Annotated in this window: 1 protein-coding gene; it reads right to left on the bottom strand. The window is 62.5% G+C overall.

Going from position 1 to position 232, the window contains the following annotated elements:
• The coding region (locus ACLJNW_RS28895; protein ID WP_410962120.1) for a POTRA domain-containing protein at nt 1-232 on the bottom strand (232 nt) is incomplete at both ends.

Below are 232 nucleotides of genomic sequence, written 5' to 3'. Positions count from 1 at the left end.
GGCCACGTACTGGCGTTGCAGCTCGTTGCGCACGCCTTCGAGGGTGGCGCGCTGGAAGATCTCGCCCTCGGCCAGGCCGGACTGTTTCAGGCCCTTGAGCAGGTCTTCCTTGGAGATCGCCTTGTTGCCCTCGATCTCGATGCTGGAGATCGACGGGCGCTCGACTACAGTGACTACCAGCACGTTGCCATCACGGCCGAGCTGGATGTCCTGGAAGAAGCCGGTCTTGAAC

This window comes from Salmonella sp. SAL4457 (assembly GCF_046548235.1).
GTDB classification, from domain to species: Bacteria; Pseudomonadota; Gammaproteobacteria; order Enterobacterales; family Enterobacteriaceae; genus Salmonella; species Salmonella enterica.
Note: the sequence above shows the minus strand (reverse complement) of the source record. Positions and strands in the feature narration are given on the sequence as shown.